The 16492-nt window shown below is 62.2% G+C and carries 10 protein-coding genes; 8 read left to right on the top strand and 2 right to left on the bottom strand.

What is annotated here, in order from left to right; all coding sequences use genetic code 11:
* Positions 1–9: 9 nt before the first annotated feature.
* On the bottom strand, positions 10–660 hold the full coding sequence (locus tag HX830_RS23340) for a GNAT family N-acetyltransferase (RefSeq protein ID WP_103497092.1): 651 nt from the start codon (positions 658–660) through the stop codon (positions 10–12).
* 135 nt (positions 661–795) lie between these two features.
* Here HX830_RS23340 and xthA point away from each other — a divergent pair, with 135 nt between their 5' ends.
* Positions 796–1608, top strand: coding sequence for an exodeoxyribonuclease III (xthA, locus tag HX830_RS23335; RefSeq protein WP_103497093.1), 813 nt, complete (start codon positions 796–798; stop codon positions 1606–1608).
* Positions 1609–1683: 75 nt separating this feature from the next.
* On the top strand, positions 1684–3018 hold the full coding sequence (locus HX830_RS23330; protein ID WP_177102891.1) for a substrate-binding domain-containing protein: 1335 nt from the start codon (positions 1684–1686) through the stop codon (positions 3016–3018).
* An 11-nt stretch (positions 3019–3029) separates the two neighbouring features.
* Here HX830_RS23330 and HX830_RS23325 read toward each other — a convergent pair whose 3' ends face one another.
* Entirely contained in the window at positions 3030–4259 is a 1230-nt protein-coding gene (locus tag HX830_RS23325; RefSeq protein WP_103497095.1) for an acyl-CoA dehydrogenase, read from the bottom strand.
* Between the two features lie 151 nt (positions 4260–4410).
* Between HX830_RS23325 and HX830_RS23320 the strand changes: the two genes are divergently transcribed.
* From HX830_RS23320 to HX830_RS23295, 6 genes are all read left to right on the top strand, one after another.
* Positions 4411–5340 (top strand): LysR family transcriptional regulator, encoded by a 930-nt coding sequence (locus HX830_RS23320; protein WP_100943899.1) that lies wholly within the window; start codon positions 4411–4413, stop codon positions 5338–5340.
* A 200-nt stretch (positions 5341–5540) separates the two neighbouring features.
* A complete protein-coding gene (locus HX830_RS23315; protein ID WP_177102889.1) occupies positions 5541–5942 on the top strand; it encodes a MerR family transcriptional regulator in 402 nt (133 codons plus the stop codon).
* Between the two features lie 144 nt (positions 5943–6086).
* Positions 6087–6986, top strand: coding sequence for a hydroxymethylglutaryl-CoA lyase (locus HX830_RS23310; RefSeq protein ID WP_177102887.1), 900 nt, complete (start codon positions 6087–6089; stop codon positions 6984–6986).
* A 708-nt stretch (positions 6987–7694) separates the two neighbouring features.
* Entirely contained in the window at positions 7695–9833 is a 2139-nt protein-coding gene (locus HX830_RS23305) for a hypothetical protein (RefSeq protein WP_177102885.1), read from the top strand.
* Positions 9834–10161: 328 nt separating this feature from the next.
* On the top strand, positions 10162–15156 hold the full coding sequence (locus tag HX830_RS23300) for a dermonecrotic toxin domain-containing protein (protein ID WP_177102883.1): 4995 nt from the start codon (positions 10162–10164) through the stop codon (positions 15154–15156).
* Between the two features lie 163 nt (positions 15157–15319).
* Positions 15320–16483: an isovaleryl-CoA dehydrogenase gene (locus HX830_RS23295; protein ID WP_103497102.1), complete on the top strand. Its 1164-nt coding sequence runs from the start codon at positions 15320–15322 to the stop codon at positions 16481–16483.
* Positions 16484–16492 lie beyond the last annotated feature (9 nt).

The following is a 16492-nucleotide window of genomic DNA, read 5'->3' as shown; positions in this document are numbered from 1 at the left end:
GTTCGACAGTCAAGCCATTGCTGTTTGTAACATCAGGGGGTTGGCGTGATAAAACACGTGCTCGCGGATCGGTCCCACCGCTACCTCACCGATGTCCTCATAACCCTGGCGCTTGTAGAACTCAACGTAACGCGAGTTACCGGTATCGAGCACCACGCCTTGGGAATGCGGGTCTTCGGCACACCAGTTGTGCACCGCCATCAGCAACTGCTCGCCATAGTGCTGGCCCTGGAACTGCGGGTGGATGCCCAGCAACGGCAGCACGTGCACCGAATTCGACGGCAGACAGGCGAGCACCGCCTGCTGGTACTCCAGGTAACGGCGGGTACAGCGAAAGCCGGTGCTCAGCACCATGCGCATGCGCCAGACCCAGCTCTCGGTAATGTCCAGTCGACGTTGGGGCGGAGCGATCAGCGCAATGCCGATCAGGCGGTCGTTGACCAGCAGCCCGATGGCCGGCAGATCCTCGAGAAAGTGTTGCTTGACCCGCTCGCGTACCGTGGCCCGGACCCGCTGTTCGTAGCCCGGGCGTTCAGCCTCGAACAGATAGGCGAACGTCGGTTCATGCCGATAGGCCTGGTACAACAGCGAGCGTGCTTCGCGAGAATAACCACCGTCGAGCAGATGGATCTGGGCCGTGATCTCTGGCATTTCCGGCATGGGGGTCAACCTCCCTGGCCGCGGCGCGTTGCCGCAACGATCTGAGAGAACGTTAGCAGTGCATCGACACTCCCGCCACGCTGGCCGTCGCCGGACTTGTCGGCTAGCATCGCTGTTTTGCCAGGATTGCCGCCCATGAAAATCGTCTCGTTCAACATCAACGGCCTGCGCGCCCGGCCCCATCAGTTGGCGGCGCTGATCGAGAAGCACCAGCCGGATGTGATCGGCCTGCAGGAAACCAAGGTCTCCGACGACCAGTTTCCACAGGCTGAAGTCGAAGCCCTGGGTTACCACGTGCATTTCCACGGTCAGAAAGGCCATTACGGCGTGGCGCTGCTGTCGCGCCAGGCACCACTGAGCCTGCACAAGGGGTTCGAGGGCGACGATGAGGAAGCCCAGAAGCGCTTTATCTGGGGCACCTTCGCCGATGAAAACGGCACGCCGGTAACCATCATGAACGGCTATTTCCCCCAGGGCGAAAGCCGCGACCATCCGACCAAGTTTCCGGCCAAGGAACGCTTCTACCAGGACCTGCAGCAGTTGCTGGAAAGCCGGTTCCAGCACGACCAGCCGCTGGTGGTGATGGGCGATATCAATATTTCCCCGGAGGACTGCGATATCGGTATCGGCGCCGACAATGCCAAGCGCTGGCTGAAAACCGGCAAGTGCAGCTTTCTGCCGGAAGAGCGCGAATGGCTGGCACGCCTGAAGAACTGGGGGCTGGTGGACAGCTTCCGGCATCTGCACCCTGAGGTGAATGACCGTTTCAGCTGGTTCGATTACCGCAGCCGTGGCTTTGAAGACGAGCCCAAGCGTGGCCTGCGGATCGATGTGATCATGGCCTCGAATGGCTTGCTGCCACGGGTCAAGGCCGGTGGGGTCGACTATGAATTGCGCGGCATGGAAAAGCCTTCCGACCATGCACCGATCTGGCTGGAGCTGGGCTGATCACGCGCCGTCATTTAACTGAAACCTGACTGACTTATTCTTGCAGCACTCCGGCCCACAAAAGGTGCAGGCCCCATGCTGCGCGCACTCTCACTGTTGATCCTCTGCGGCCTCCCCGCCCTGACCCTGGCGGCCCTGCCCGCGCCGCCCGATGACGGCCCGGCGCTGCGCATCCAGGGTTCCAACACCATCGGTGCCGACCTCGGACCGGCGCTGGTCAAGGGCTGGCTCGAGGAACAGGGCCTGCACGGCGTGCACCTGGCCAACACCGGCAAGGACAACGAGCAGCGCGTGCTCGCCACCACCGAGCAAGGCCGCCGGGTCCGGATCGAAGTCGCCGCCCATGGTTCCAGCACCGGCTTCAGCGCCCTGAAAGCCGGTACCGCCGACCTCGCCGCTTCTTCCCGTCCGATCAAGGACGCCGAACTGGCGGACCTCGCCAGCCTCGGCGATCTGAAAAGCCCCGACGCCGAGCAAGTGATCGCCATCGACGGCGTGGCGATTATCCTTCATCCGCAAAACCCGCTGACCCGACTGAACACCGAAGAGCTGGCGAAAATCTTTTCCGGCGAAGTGAAAACCTGGGAAGAACTGGGCGGGATCGGCGGCGCCATTCACCTCTACGCCCGGGATGAAAAGTCCGGGACCTGGGACACCTTCAAGGAACTGGTACTGGCCCGTCGCGGCAAGTCCCTGGCCGTCGGCGCCCAGCGTTTCGAATCCAGCGAACAGTTATCCGATGCGGTCAGCCAGGATCACCAGGGGATCGGCTTTATCGGCCTGCCCTACGTTCGCCAGGCCAAGGCCGTGGCCATTGTCGACGGCGATTCGCAAGCGATGCTGCCGCTGGCCAGCCTGATCGCCACCGAGGATTATCCGCTGTCCCGACGACTGTTCTTCTACCTGCCGCCCAACCGCCAGAACCCCTGGGCCGCGTCCCTGGTGCGCTTCGCGCAAAGCCCGGCGGGCCAGGCGATTGTCGCCGGCAACGGGTTTGTCGCGCAGACGGTGCAAGCCATCCCGGTCACGCCCGGCCCGGCCATGTCGCCGGAATACCTGGCCCTGGCGAAAGAAGCGCAGCGCCTGTCAGTGAATTTTCGTTTCGAGGAAGGTAGCGCCAGCCTGGACAACAAGGCCCGCCAGGATGTGCTGCGGGTCCTGGATTACCTGCATGCCCAGGGCAAGCTGAACAAACAGGTGACCCTGGTGGGTTTTGGCGACGCCAAGAACGACCCGGCCCGCGCCGCCCTGCTGTCCAAGCTGCGGGCGATGGCGGTGCGTCGCGAACTGGTGAAAGGCGGCGTGGTGTTTCGCGATATCCAGGGCTTCGGCGCGCAGATGCCGGTGGCGGCCAACACCCTGGATGAAGGCCGCATCAAGAACCGGCGGGTCGAGGTCTGGGTGTATTAAGAGCGCGGTTCTCAGCGCTCCGAACGCATCATCTCGCGCGGTACATATTTGCCGATCTCGTACTTGCCGATCGCCGCCCGGTGCACTTCATCCGGGCCGTCGGCCAGACGCAGGGTGCGTTGCATGGCGTACATGTAGGCCAGCGGGAAATCGTTGGAGACCCCGGCCCCACCGTGGATCTGGATCGCCCGGTCGATCACCTTCAAGGCCACGTTCGGCGCCACCACCTTGATCTGCGCGATCTCGCTTTTCGCCACCTTGTTACCGGCGGTGTCCATCATGAAGGCCGCCTTCAGGGTCAACAGGCGCGCCATGTCGATCTCCATCCGCGAGTCGGCGATCTTGTCGATATTGCCGCCCAGGCGAGCCAATGGCCGGCCGAACGCGGTACGGTTGACCGCCCGTTTGCACATCAGCTCCAGCGCGCGCTCGGCCATGCCGATGGAACGCATGCAGTGGTGAATCCGGCCCGGGCCAAGGCGACCCTGGGCGATCTCGAAACCACGGCCCTCACCCAGCAGCACGTTCTCGTAAGGCACCCGCACGTTCTCGAACAGCACTTCGGCGTGACCATGGGGCGCATCGTCGTAACCGAATACCGGCAATGGACGGACGATCTTCACTCCGGGGGTATCCACCGGCACCAGGATCATCGAATGTTGCTGGTGACGCGGTGCGTCCGGATTGCTCAGGCCCATGAACACCAGGATCTTGCAGCGCGGATCACAAGCGCCGGAAGTCCACCACTTCTTGCCGTTGATCACCCACTCGTCACCCTGGCGCTCGGCGCGGGCGGCCATATTGGTGGCATCAGACGAAGCCACATCCGGCTCGGTCATGGCGAAGGCGGAACGGATCTCGCCGCGCAGCAGCGGTTCCAGCCAGCGTTGTTTCTGTTCTTCATTGGCGTAACGCACCAGCACTTCCATATTGCCGGTGTCCGGTGCCGAGCAGTTGAACGGCTCCGGCCCAAGCAAGGAGCGGCCCATGATTTCCGCCAGGGGGGCGTATTCCAGGTTGGTCAGGCCGGCACCCAGTTCGGATTCCGGCAGAAACAGGTTCCACAACCCCTCGGCCTTGGCGCGGGCCTTGAGTTCTTCCATGATCGCGGTGGGCTGCCAGCGATCGCCTTCGGCGACCTGGCGCTCGAACACCGGTTCGGCCGGATACACATAAGTGTCCATGAACGCGGTCACGCGTTCACGCAGTTCCTGAACCTTGGGCGAATAGGCGAAATCCATGGGCAGCTACCTTCTTGAGCAGGTGGTCGGAGTCATGGAATCGATGCTAGATCAGCTACGAAAATTTACCAAAGCTATTCTCGCCGTGTATTAACATTCATCACCGATATATGATCGGCTGATCGAACCCTAACAATAAGAGCGCCGCGAAATGAATCTGAGCAAGGTAGACCTCAATCTTTTCATCGTCTTCGACGCCATCTATACCGAGGCCAACCTGACCCGCGCCGGGCAGATTGTCGGCATCACCCAGCCGGCGGTGTCCAACGCCCTGGCACGCTTGCGCGAAACCTTCAACGACCCGCTGTTCGTGCGCACCGCCCAGGGCATGGTGCCCACACCGATGGCGCAGAACATCATCGGCCCGGTGCGCAATGCCCTGTCGCTGCTGCGCATCTCGGTCCAGGAAAGCCGGATCTTCAACCCGTTGCAGGCGAACAAGACCTACCGCATCAGCATGACCGACCTCACCGAGGCGGTGATCCTGCCACCACTGTTCCAGCGCCTGCGTCGCCTGGCGCCGACGGTGGCGATCGAGAGTTTCCTCTCCAAGCGCCGCGAGACCACCAAGGAATTGGCCGCCGGACGTATCGACTTCGCCGTCGACGCGCCGCTCAACACCGACCCCCAGGTGCGTCATGTCAAGCTGATGGAAGACCGCTATGTCTGTGCCATGCGCAAGGGCCATGCAATGGCGGGCAAGGACAAGCTGACCCTGGATGACTACATGGGATTCACCCACATCCATATTTCCAGCCGACGCAATGGCCTGGGTTATGTCGACCTGGCCCTGGGCAAGATGGGCATCCAGCGCAAGATCGCCTTGCGTTCGCAGCATTACCTGATGGCATCACAGGTGTTGCAGCAGACCGATATGGTCATGACCGTGCCGGAACGCTTCGCCCGCCGCCATGACTTGCATTACTTCCCGTTGCCGGTCAATGACGTGCCACCGGTGGAAACCCACCTCTACTGGCACGAAAGCACCGACCAGGACCCGGCCAACCGCTGGATGCGCGAGCAGATGATCGAGCTGTGCCAACAGGTCACGGCCCATGAGAAGAAGCTCGACAAGGCCTGAGCCAGGGGAAAACACTGCTCACTTGAATCTGAACGCATACCCCGTGGGAGCGGAGCTTGCCCGCGAAGCTTTTGGCGATCTTGAAGCCCCCTTCGCGGGCAAGCTCCGCTCCCACAAAGGTCATCGCATGCCTCACGCATGCTTGACGTATACGTCAAGCAGCCCTTAGCTTAGCGCCATGACCTTTCTCGAGCGCTTTCATGAGCAGCCAGACCTACAGCATCTCCGACCTCGCCCGCGAGCTCGACATCACCACCCGGGCCATTCGCTTCTATGAAGAGCAAGGCCTGCTCAGCCCTGAGCGCAAGGGCCTGGAACGCATCTACTCGGCCCGGGACAAGGTGACCCTGAAACTGATCCTGCGGGGTAAGCGCATCGGTTTTTCCCTGGCCGAGTGCCGCGAACTGATCGAACTCTACGACCCCACCAGCGGCAACCACAAGCAGCTCAACAGCATGCTGGCGAAGATCACCGAGCGCCGGGCGCAGCTGGAGCAGCAACTGCTGGATATCGAACAGATGCAACTGGAACTCGACACTGCCGAGGAGCGCTGCCATCAGGCGCTGCAGACCCTGGAAACCCAGACCAACCCAGTCATCTAGACACAACCGCCCCCTGTAGGAGCCGGCTTGCTGGCGATGAGGCCCTTGAGCCTTGCAGCGCCTGTCCGGACGCCATCGCCAGCAAGCCGGCTCCTACAGGGGACCGCATCAGAACCGACCATCTCTTTGCGCAAGGTACCCCCCATGTCATTGCCCACCCACGTACGCCTGATCGAAGTCGGCCCCCGCGACGGCCTGCAGAACGAAGCCCAACCCATCAGCGTGGCCGACAAGGTCCGCCTGGTGGACCGTCTCAGCGACGCTGGCCTGGGCTATATAGAAGTCGGCAGCTTCGTCTCGCCCAAATGGGTGCCGCAGATGGCCGGTTCCGCCGAAGTCTTCGCGCAGATCCAGCGCAAGCCCGGGGTCACCTATGGCGCGCTGGCCCCCAACCTGCGCGGTTTCGAAGATGCCGTGGCCGCCGGGGTCAAGGAGGTGGCGGTGTTCGCCGCCGCCTCCGAAGCCTTCTCCCAGCGCAATATCAACTGTTCCATCAGCGAAAGCCTCGAACGTTTCATACCGATCATGGATGCCGCCCGCCAGCATGGCGTGACGGTGCGCGGCTACGTGTCCTGCGTGCTCGGCTGCCCCTATGAAGGCCCGGTCGCCGCCGAACAGGTCGCCGTCGTGGCCCGCGAGCTGTATGCCATGGGCTGCTACGAAGTGTCCCTGGGCGACACCATCGGCACCGGCACCCCGGGCGCCACCCGGCGGATGTTCGAGGTGGTCTCGGCCAGCGTGCCGCGGGAAAAACTTGCCGGGCATTTCCACGACACCTACGGCCAGGCCATGGCCAATGTCTACGCCAGCCTGCTGGAAGGCATCGCGGTCTTCGACAGCTCCATCGCAGGCCTGGGCGGCTGCCCCTACGCCAAGGGCGCCAGCGGTAACGTCGCCACCGAAGACGTGCTCTATATGCTCAACGGCCTGGGCATCCACACCGGTGTCGACCTCGACCAGTTGCTCCTCGCGGGCCAGGAAATCTGTGCCGTGCTGGGACGTGTTACTGGCTCAAGGGTCGCCAAGGCACGGCAGGCGGTGTGAATGTGTCCGGGTGTTACCGTCTGGAAACACAAACGAGTAACACGGAAACAGATTCACGACATTGCCCTTGGCCGAAGGTTCACGAAAAATATCAAGGCCTTGATTTTAAAGGGTTTTAAAAAGTTGGCACGCCACCTGCTATATCTCTTGCATAACAAGAATAAAAAGCAGCAAACCCATAAAAATAAGACGTACCGACTCTGACATAACAAAAACAACACGGCAGAGACGCAGCTAACAGATTTTTTTGGAGAAGGTGTGCTTTCAGGGAACCCTCGGGTCACCCGCAACCGGACAGAGAACAATAAAACTACCTCAAGGTAGCTCCCGAACTGGTTGGATCACCTGATAAAGCAGATCAGCGCTCAAAAAAATACGTTTGCTCTTTGACCCCGGATGGGGGTCACCTAAACGGCGAGAAAGGGTCACGGTCGACAAAAACAACAACAGACCGCCCCTCAATAATAAGAAAAGAGCATACAACAACACATTCAAGGGGAGCTTCGGCTCCCCTTCGTGTTTCTGCCTTCCTGTCATTCGCTGACAAATCCTCCTTGTGCCTATCTATGTACCGCATCCGCCGAATTCATGGAGCGGATACTGAACCTGCCTACGCGGCCATCCGCCTGTGCGATCGCCCCGTATCAATACCCGACTGATGACAGATCCTGAACAGGATGCTTATTTCTTTAATTGGCAGGTATCACCATGTCTCCAAGAACCCCGGTCAAACCCACGTCGTCCGCCATCAAGGTACCTGTGCCCAAGACGCCGGACCTTCCCGAATCCTTGCGCCCATCACTTCCCACGGGGCCACATGCCAGCGGCCTGCGCCCACACCACCTGGACAACCCGGCGGTTTCCGGCGGTCAGGCGCCCGCCCATCTTCGACCGGCAGCCAACACGCCAGCGGAGCAGAACCTGCAACTGACGGATCTTCCGGGTCAGGCCAGGACCGCCCCCCTCGCCTCACTGGAGAGCTACCGGGTCAGCACGAGCGGGGCATTGCCGCCGCCCGACCCGCAGGGCCTGCGGATCATCAAGAACCGTCACTATGTCGATCTCGATAGCGGTGGCACGGTCATGGTCGCGTACGACACGCAACTCGAGACCTACCGGGCAAAACGTTCCAATGAACTGCTGCCGTCCGGCCCCGCGCTTTATCGGATAGGTAACGGCAGCACCTGGGGAACGGAGCCCATGGCAGCGTCCGTCGATCAGACCACGGACAGCCCACCACCGCGCAAACGGCCACGCCTGGTTGACGATCCGGCGACTGGAGAGAGCCGTGCGGCCGACACACCGCGGGCGTCCGCTGTCGTCGTGGCCAAATTCAGCTATTCCGGCCAGCCCCCCTACACCCGTCTCGCGGGCCCTGACAGCCAGGGTTACTACCGTCTGAAAAAGTTTGATGCCGATAACACCGAAGACAGCGTGTACGCATTCAGCAAGGACGACGACAACTGGGTGCTGGTTGACCCGCCAGAGGGGCGAATGGACGCAAACGGTCAGTCGCTTGCCGCCGAACGACTGCCCGCCTGGACCGACCACGAGATCTGGGAACACTACGGGCTTCACGGCAACGACATAACGCGCTTCCGCTCCGAGGTCGAAACCTCCGGCAAACAGCCGCAATGGGCCAATGCCAGCCAGGCAGGCAAGACCAGGGAGCAATTGATCCGGGCGCTGAAATGGGCCCATCCCGACAAGAGCGCGGAAGAACGCGGGCAGATCCTGCAAGGATACAACCTGCTTCCCAGCATGCTGCCTCGCCTGCAGCAGGCACTCCAGGAACACGCCAGAGTCCCTGACTGGGCACAGACGCACAAACTTCAGTCGCAGAGCGAAACCGATCCACGGCGCTTTGACTTGCTGGAACAGGAAGTGCTGCCGCACATCCGCAATATCCGCAACTTTGAAGCGCACTCGCTCGACCCGGATTTCGACGCCTACTACACCCGGCCATTCCTCGAGGCATTCCTGCTCAAGATCGGCTACCGGAAAAACATCCATGGCTGCCTGTACCGCACGGATATCCCCGCCATGTTCAGGACGGAAGATCGCACGCCGTTCGAGCTGGCCAGGGATGGCTGCATGCTCGCCCGTGAAAACCACCCACCGGGCTCGACCACGAAAAAAGCCCTGAGCGCCACCTTCAGCCTGAGCGACGCGAAAAACTACAGCGTCGGTGGCGGGCCGGGTATCGGCCAACTGCGTTACAACAGGCAAACCAACAAATATCCCGGCAGACGCCCCGAGTCGGAGAGCGGCAGCGACGCCGACAGCGAGGGCAGCGCCGATGAGAGCTCGTCGAATGCCAGCCAGGCCGCTTCGTCGTCAGCCTCGGGCAGCACCCGCCAACCGAGTGAAGCGGCATCGAACGGCTCGGGCTCGGGCGCGCCGATTTCCCTCGACAGCGAACGCGGCTATACCACCTACAGGCACCGGCAGATCACCAGCTTCATCTACATGATCGATACCCGCAACGTCGAGGTCGTGCCGGGGCAGGAAAATCGCTTTTTCAACCATGATCCGCAGAGAAGCAACTTCTTTCCTTATGACGATATCGAGGGGCATATTTCAGTCTCCGACCGAGGCGTCAGTGCCGAACGGATCTGGCTGGTCAACTCCAGCCTGACCCGTGCCGCCAGTGTCCGCGCAATCCATCAGGCCGCGGGACACACCGCCGCCGACATCGAGAGTGCAACCTGGAGCGGGGTCGACAACAGCGCGGTCTACGATCAGTTGATCGACCAGGTGGCCGAGGCCGGCGGGACTGTGCTGAATTGGCCCGCCGACGGAAAGATCTTTGCCGATGACGTGACCTGGCCCGTCTCAAGCAGCTGATTTCCCCTGCCGGGCGGATAACCCTGCCTGTCAGGAGCAGGCAGGAAACAGGATATTAAAAACACCCGTGCCCCGCAGGAGCAGAGCTTGCTCGCGAAGAGGCCAAAGGCCTCCTCGGAACGCCGCCCGGCCCCAGTTCTGCGCCTGCAAGGCCGCTGAACATCGCTCTCGACGTCAGCACGAGACGCTAGCCAAAAGGCGATAACCGACTATTTTACAGGTACGAATTATTGATATTAACCAACTGATTTAACTCAACTTTTTCAACTTTTAAGTACAGGCGTTCGGCATAAGCTGAAAGCCTCATTCACGGAAAAAGTTGATCTTCATGAGTACCGAGCAACGCCCACTTGCCGCCTCCGCCAGCCAGGCGCGATCGACCAGGAACCATCGCCTGATCCTCAAGCGGCTGCCCTCCTGGCTGACCCAGGCTTCCCTCGAACGACGCCAGGCATTCGCCACGCGCCTCAGGCAGAGCCAGATATCCAAAACCGCACTGGCACGCCATCTACACGGCTTCAAAAGCGCCAAGGACTTTGCCGCGCCGCTGCTCTCCCGGGCCCTGGACGAGCACTATGGCCCGGGCCTGGACATTCACCACGACCAACTCCGGCACGTCCATATCCTCGCCGCCGCCACCCTCGGCGAACCGCGTCGGGAGAACATTGTCGTGCAGAGCCTGCTGCAAGCCGCCCTGCAGAACTTTGAAAGCAGCGAAACCGGCCCTTTCGGTTTCGACCACGGCTCGGCCATCCAGCGTAGAAGTACCGCGGTCCTGAAAAAGCCCATCACGCCCCCGGACTTCGCCGCCGTCTGTCGCCGGCTGGATCTGGGCGGCCAGTACAAGAGGTACATCGAACATTTTCTCCTGCGTACCGCGCGCAACCACCCAAGCCCACTCTACAAGACCCTCTTCGAGCACCAGGAGCGCGACGAACTGGCGGTGCAGGCGGAAATCGCACTGATCAAGGGCAACCTGGATCAATCGGCCTACCAGATGCTGCACAGCCTGCTCGACCCGACGCAGACAACCCGTTGGGACAACCGGCCCGTGCACTGCTACTCCCTGACCCTGCTCGACTTTCCGAACGTCGACAGCGGCGCCTGGGGCGCGTTGCTCAAGGGCGTGCTGCTGATCGAGCACGACGCTCTCTCAAGCACCGGCGAGCGCCCCTGCGTGGTCTACCTGTCGGGTGATCCGCTCCAGGCCGTCAAGCGCTATCCGTCCTTCAACGCCTTCCACAATGAACTCAGGGAACGGCTGCGGGATAAAACCTATCAGGCGTTCTTCAAGCGTTATGTTCACCTGCGCACCCAACCGGCACTCTTGCGTGCCCTCGAGGATTGCCTGAGCCCCCTCGACCCCGTCAGCGAACAGCGCAAACCGGCCCCGCAAGCCAACTTGCGCCTGGAGAAAGGCTCGCTGGGCGACAATCCTTTCAGCGAGTTCTGCGTTCTGCAAACGGTCAAGAAGCTCGACGACGCCCGGATCAACGCGGTGCCCACGGACGACGAGGACAAGAAGACCCGCACCGCGCGCCTGCGCTCGTTGCTGAACTGGGGGGTCAATCTGTTGTTCCTGGTGCCCGGGCTCGGTGAGGCGATGCTCGCGGTCGCCGCCGCGCAACTGATCGTGCAGCTCTACAACGGCATCGAGGAATGGAGCCATGAAGAGAAAATGCAGGCAGTGCTCGGCTTTATGGGCGTGCTGCTGAACGTCGAGCTGCTCGGGCTGGGGGCCGTGATGACCCTGGATTTCGAAGGTTCGACGTTTATCGAAGGGCTCAAGCCGATCAACACCGCCCAAGGCGAACAGGCACTCTGGAAACCCGACCTGACCCCTTATGAACACCCACTGCCCGACACGCCGGAGCTGCAGCCCGATGGCGCGGGGCTCTATCACCATCAGGACAAGACCTTCCTGGGTCTTGACGGCCGCCATTACCGGATCAAGCCCGGCACAAGCCCCAACCGCTTCCGCCTGCAACACCCGAACAACCCCGACGCCTACGCCCCGCTGATCCATCACAACGGCAAGGGCGCCTGGCGCCATGAATTCGAGCAACCCTTGCAGTGGCGGCAACCGCAGCTGTTTTCCCGACTGGGACCGGATGCGGCCAGCCTGGACCCGGCATCGGCGGAAAAAATCATGCAACTGAGCGGAGTCGACGACGATGTCCTGCGCCTGCTGCACCTGGATCAGGAACCACCCCCAGCGTTGCTCGAAGACAGCGTGACCCGTTTCAAACTCGACCGCGACCTCAAGCGCCTGGTGCAACGCCTGCAAAGCGGTGGCGCGGCCAACAGTTCAATCGACGAACTGCACATGGAACTGCAATTGCTCACCAGCGAACCGGTCTGGCCGCCCTCGAAAGTGTTGCGCTTGCTGGACCGTCACGGCGCCCCGCTGAAGGAGTACCCCGCCGGCCAGGCGCAAGCCTTGCAACGTATCGACCTGCGCTGGCCCGGGCTCGACGCCAACCAACTGCTGCGCAAGGTCCTGGAAAACCTCGACGAGGCCGAGATCCGCAGTTTGCTGGGCGAAGATTTCGGCACCGGTCCCATCAGCCTGGATGCCCGTGCCGTGGCCCTCCGGCGCAAGCTCGCGACCCAGGCCGGCAACCGCCGGGCGGCGCTGTTCGATTCACACTATCGCTATCGCACCCAGAGCAACGACCCCGCCGTTGCGGTGATCCAACAAGAGTTTCCAGGCCTGTCGACGCCGGTCGCGGAGGAATTGTCCAGAAACGCCAGTCCGGCCGAACAGCGGGTTCTGCTCAACGCCAGGCGTGTACCGTTGCGACTGGCCGAAGAGGCCCGCTATTACAGCCGCAATCTGCGCCTGGCGCGCGCCCGGGAAGGCCTCTATCTCGACGCGACGAGCAACCCCGATACCGACAAGCTGATCCTCAGCCAGATCGGCAAGCTGCCGGGCTGGTCGGATCAGGTGCGTCTCGAAATCCGCCAGCCCTACTTCAGCGGGCCCTTGCTCGACAGCCTTGGCGCGGAGCAGGCACCGATTCGCAAGGTACTGGTTAAAAATGGCGACCAGTACGAAGCCCATGACGCCCTGGGCCAGGAACTCCACGGCCCGGACAATCTGTACAGCAGTGTCCTGCACGCCCTGCCCGACACCGAGCGCAAGGCCCTGGGCTTTCCCGGCCCCCATGAGGCCGCCGGCCTGAAGCAGACCGTGCTCGATCAGCCATTGCCGCCGCGCAAGGAGATGGAAAAACTCCTCGGCCTGCCCCCCACCAAGCCCAACGACACGCCGCCGATGCGCCTGGCCGCCCGCCGTCCCGGCACGTCGGCGGCCGGAGCAGAGGCGGCGGAAAGAATCCCGGGCACCCGCACCTCGGCCTTCACCGAGCTTGCGCAACGTCTTTACCCCACCCATGACTGGCGCAATGTGGAGGCCTTTCTCGACCTGCGCGGCCTGAACGAAGGCGCGGCGGTGCAACGCCTCGAGGCACTGGAAAGCGAATACAACACCTTGTCCACGGAGCTCGAAACCTGGGTCAGTACACCGCCGGCCCCCCAGATAGGCGTGACGGTCAGGCACTATATTGCCCGGGCGATCAGGCAATGCTGGCGCCGGGAACCCTTCCTGGGCAGCGCCCCGGAAGGCTATCAGATCAACTTCTCACTTTACGACTCGACAGCCCGGCTGCCGACGCTGTCGGCCAACTTCAGCCATGTCACCGAACTGTTCATGAGCGGGACCCACCCGGACATCACCCGGGGACTGAACCGTTTCCTCGAGGGTTTCCCCCAGTTGAAGCGCCTGTATATCGGCGGCGGCGTCCTGACCGAGATTCCCCCCGCGTTGGGTTCGATGAGCGGACTGGTCCACCTCAACCTGAGTGGCAACCGTATCGTCCTGACCGAGGAAACGGCCAACCTCCTCGAAGGGCTGACCCACCTGAGGGAACTGAACCTTTCCAGCAACCCGACCCTTGGCCGTTCGCCGGATTTCAGAGCGATGCTCGAACTGGAGCGTATCGACCTGCGCAACACCGGACTCACCCAATGGCCGACCGGCTACCAGGAACTGCCGGCATTGACCCATCTGGACCTGAGTTCAAATCACCTGACCACGATCCCCAGCGCCGTCCTGGACACCAGCGAAGAAGGGCAACGCATCGCCAGGGCCATCAACCTCTACCACAACCCCATCGCAAGGGACTTTCTCGATGACGCCGTGGACTACCACACGGAAACCGGGATCGACCTGGGGCTGGATATGCCGGTCGATTCGGATTCGGAAGCCAGCGTGAGCGGCAACAACTCGCCGGCCCATAGTCCGTATGGCCCGCGAGGGCCCGTCTCACGGGATGAGAGTGCCTGGTTGCAAGGGCTCGACAGCCAGGCGCAGGAGGCCTTTCGCGACACCTGGCTGCGCCTGGCCGGCGAGGAACCGGTCGATGAGTCCGAAGCGTTTTTCCGGGTGATCGGCGATCTGCGTGAATCAGCCGACTATGCCGACAGCGCCACTCGCCCAGGACTCATGGACAAGGTCCGGCGCATGGTCAGCGCCGCGGTCGATGACACCGCGCTACGGGAGAAACTCTTCGCCAAGGCCAACGCACCGCAATCGGACGCCTGCGCCGACGGCATCACCGTGGCCTTCAGCGACATGGGCCTCGACGTGTTGCTGCATGAAGCCTACACCGAACCGGACGCCCGCAAGATCGAGTTGAAACTGCTGCAACTGGCCAAGGGAAAATCGCGCCTGGATCGCGTCAACGCCCAGGCCCGGGACCTGATCGGCAAACGCCGGGCCGAGGGTCGACGTCCCGATGAAGCGGAAGTCTACCTGGCCTTTCGCATCGGCCTGGGGGATCGGCTGGAACTGCCCTGGCAGGCCTCGAAGATGAATTACAACCAGATTTCCGGGGTCACCCCGGCCCAGGTGGATGCCGCTTACCTGGCCATCCTCGAGCAGGAGCAGCAGCCGCTGGATGGGGTCAGGCAGATCCTCGGGCAGGAGTTCTGGAAGGACTACATGGAGGTCCAGTATCTGCAGGAGCTCAGCGCGAAAGAGGCGCTGCGCGAGGCCAAGAGCGATGCCCTTCTGGACCTGCAATCGGCACAGGAACGCTGGTTCAACAATGGAAACCTGCCCGAGGAAGAAGAGACCCGGCTGCAAGCGGTTATAAAAGCCTCGGCCGGCACCCTGGGCAAGTCCGAGCAGGAAGTGTTTGCCCGGCCCATGACCGACGCCGAATACCAGGCCCTCTACGAAGCCATCGGACGTGAACACAGCGACGAGATGGAGCGCCTGACCCTGGAGGCGTTGCGCGAGCACGGACTGGCGAGCTGAACCCAACGAGGCTCCGGGCTTGAGCCAGGCCGAAACAGGTGGCGAACGGGCTGCTGCGTCGAAAATGTCCGATTGACAGTCAGCCCTATCGCCTTTACGTTAACGTAAAGGTGAACAATCACTCACACCCACGCCTTGCTCAACCCATAACAACAGGTGCCCCATGAGCTATCCGACCCTGAACTTCGCCCTCGGTGAAACCCTCGACATGCTTCGCGACCAGGTGCGGACCTTCGTCGCCCGGGAGCTGGCGCCGCGGGCCGCGCAGATCGACGTGGACAACCTGTTCCCCGCCGATATGTGGCGCAAGTTCGGCGACATGGGCCTGCTCGGCATCACAGTCCCGGAAGAGTACGGCGGCGCCGGCCTGGGTTACCTGGCCCATGTGCTGGTGATGGAAGAAGTCAGTCGCGGCTCGGCCTCGGTCGCCCTCTCCTACGGCGCCCACTCCAACCTCTGCGTCAACCAGATCAACCGCAACGGTAATCACGAACAGAAAACCAAATACCTGCCCAAGCTGATCAGCGGCGAGCATGTCGGCGCCCTGGCCATGAGCGAACCCAATGCCGGCTCCGACGTGGTCTCGATGAAACTGCGCGCCGACAAGCGTGGCGACCGCTACGTGCTCAACGGCAGCAAGACCTGGATCACCAACGGCCCCGACGCCAACACCTACGTGATCTATGCCAAGACCGAGCCGGAAAAGGGCGCCCACGGCATCACCGCGTTTATCGTCGAGCGTGACTGGAAGGGCTTCAGCCGCAGCAACAAGTTCGACAAGCTCGGCATGCGTGGCTCCAACACCTGCGAGCTGTTCTTCGATGACGTCGAAGTGCCGGAAGAGAATATCCTCGGCGTGCTCAACGGTGGCGTGAAAGTGCTGATGAGCGGCCTCGACTACGAGCGCGTGGTGCTCTCCGGCGGCCCGACCGGGATCATGCAGGCCTGTATGGACCTGGTGGTGCCCTATATCCACGACCGCAAGCAGTTCGGCCAGAGCATCGGCGAGTTCCAGCTGATCCAGGGCAAGGTCGCCGACATGTACACCCAGCTCAATGCCAGCCGCGCCTACCTGTATGCGGTGGCCCAGGCCTGCGAACGCGGCGAGACCACCCGCAAGGACGCCGCCGGGGTGATCCTCTACAGCGCCGAGCGCGCGACCCAGATGGCCCTCGATGCGATCCAGATCCTCGGCGGCAACGGCTATATCAACGAATTCCCCGCAGGACGCCTGCTGCGCGACGCCAAGCTGTATGAAATCGGCGCCGGCACCAGCGAGATCCGTCGCATGCTGATCGGCCGCGAACTGTTCAACGAAACCCGCTGAGGGGCGCGC

It is taken from the genome of Pseudomonas gingeri (assembly GCF_013385425.1).
In the GTDB taxonomy this organism is placed as follows: domain Bacteria; phylum Pseudomonadota; class Gammaproteobacteria; order Pseudomonadales; family Pseudomonadaceae; genus Aquipseudomonas; species Aquipseudomonas gingeri_D.
The sequence above is the reverse complement of the archived record's forward strand: the minus strand, read 5'-3'. Positions and strand labels throughout refer to the sequence as shown.